Origin of the sequence: Cupriavidus sp. L7L (genome assembly GCF_004353535.1) — a bacterium.
Lineage (GTDB): Bacteria > Pseudomonadota > Gammaproteobacteria > Burkholderiales > Burkholderiaceae > Cupriavidus > Cupriavidus oxalaticus_A.
The window spans coordinates 1-1,610 of sequence record NZ_SMNY01000181.1 but is presented as its reverse complement, the minus strand read 5'-3'; the positions used below and the strand labels follow the sequence as shown (position 1 = coordinate 1,610).

1 protein-coding gene is annotated in these 1,610 nt (G+C 62.6%); it reads right to left on the bottom strand.

From position 1 onward, the window contains the following. Positions 1–28: 28 nt before the first annotated feature. Positions 29–1,042: a DNA-binding protein gene (locus E1J61_RS36980; protein WP_243737140.1), complete on the bottom strand. Its 1,014-nt coding sequence runs from the start codon at positions 1,040–1,042 to the stop codon at positions 29–31. Between the last annotated feature and the right edge of the window lie 568 nt (positions 1,043–1,610).

The following is a 1,610-nucleotide window of genomic DNA, read 5'->3' as shown; positions in this document are numbered from 1 at the left end:
TCGCCGCCGCCCCTGCAGAGATGAGCCCTCAGGGCTTGCTACCCCCCCGCGGCCTGCTCTTTTCGGCGTCGCCCGTGGCCGCGCTCAGGGCGGTAGGGGGTGGGTGATCCGCGGTTTTGGCCTGGATATGAGCGCGCACCTCTTTTAACTCGGCCTGTGCCCCGGCAGCCAAGCCGACCGCCTCGGTCAGTTTGTCGCGCGTGGCCTGGTGCGCGGCATGCGACTCAGCCAGTTCCTTGCGTGCCTCACCTTCCCGCGCCTCGGCGCTGCCAAGGCGCGCCTCAGCTCGCTGACGAGCAGTTTCCTCTGCAGCGCGCTGCGCCTCGGCGACCGCTGCGGCCTTGTCAGCCGCCGCGCGCAAAGCTTGTTCGCTTGCCAGTTGATCCCGCAGGGCCGCCAATTCGCTCTCCAAGCGAGGCACTGCTTCCAAACGCAATTCCGCCTGGGCAAGCGTGCGCCGAACGCTTGCCAGCTCCTCCTGTTGCCGCGCTGCCTCTTGCTTCAAGCGCTCGATTTCTTCGGCCTGTTCGGTCGCCTTGCCGGCTACAGTGTCGCGCTCAGTTGTGACTTCGAGCAGTTGCTGTGCGAGGTCGTCTCGCTCTGTTTCCAGTGCTTCGCCGTTCGCTGCCATCGCAGCCAATTCGCTCAGTGCTTGCGCTAGGGCGGCTTCGGCTTCAGCAGCCGCTTCCCCCGCGACTTTCGACAACTCGGCCCCCAAGGCGGCAAGTAGCCGCGAATTCGGTTCGCTGAGCTTGCGCGGCGTCGGCTTCTGCTGATCCTGCCAAGCCGACCAATGGCGATGGATCGTGTTCATGCTGCCGCTGCCCAATCGTTCGCGCACGGCGGTCAGCGTTGGCTTCAGCTGCTCAGCGAGCAGCGCTTCCGCGACCGCAGCCACTTGCTCGTAGGTAATGCCTGGACGTGCCATATCGTATCGTTCGGCTTGTTTGATATCGTAATGTACGATTATACGATACGATACGAAACGCAAGGGAAATACGATAGCGGGGGCTTCAGCCCCCGCTGCCGTGGAGGGGGTCATGCCAAGATCGCTTCCGGAGCCCAGTGTGTACTAATGATTGGCGCGGACTAGCGCGGACTACCCTCTTGCCAGCCGCAGTGGCCCGCCGGTTTTCAGATTGGCAAGCATCGTCCGGACTCGCTCAGATTGCTCCGCAGTCCACCGGGCGGAAATCTTGGTAGGCGCCGTTCCAACGACTATCATCAGCTCGACATCATCGCCGTGGCGCCTGCGCAATACGATTCGCGCGTGTTCGGCGAAGTGCTCGGCCAACTCTCCCCGCTATCCAACTGGACGCATCCGCCAGGGCCGGTCAGGCGCACGGAGGGGCCGACATACAGGTTCCCACGTTCGAATTCGAAATATAGGACTTGCGAAACGCTCCGCGCGGCGCGAGGGTCAACCAATCTGACGGTGAAGTAGTCTCGATTGGGAGGTGGCCAAATCAGCTTGGACTTCTGCAGCCTGTCAATGTGTCGGTGGTCATGCTTTCCAGACTTTTCCACTATGCTATTCATTCCGCGACGGCGCGCTTTTCGAGCTGCGCAATGCGGTCTGCCATCTGGCCGATGGCGGGAACGACCACTTC

Bases quoted from the DNA above. Each gene is read 5' to 3' on its own strand.
- E1J61_RS36980 (WP_243737140.1), bottom strand. From the start codon at position 1,042: ATGACCCCCTCCACGGCAGCGGGGGCTGAAGCCCCCGCTATCGTATTT.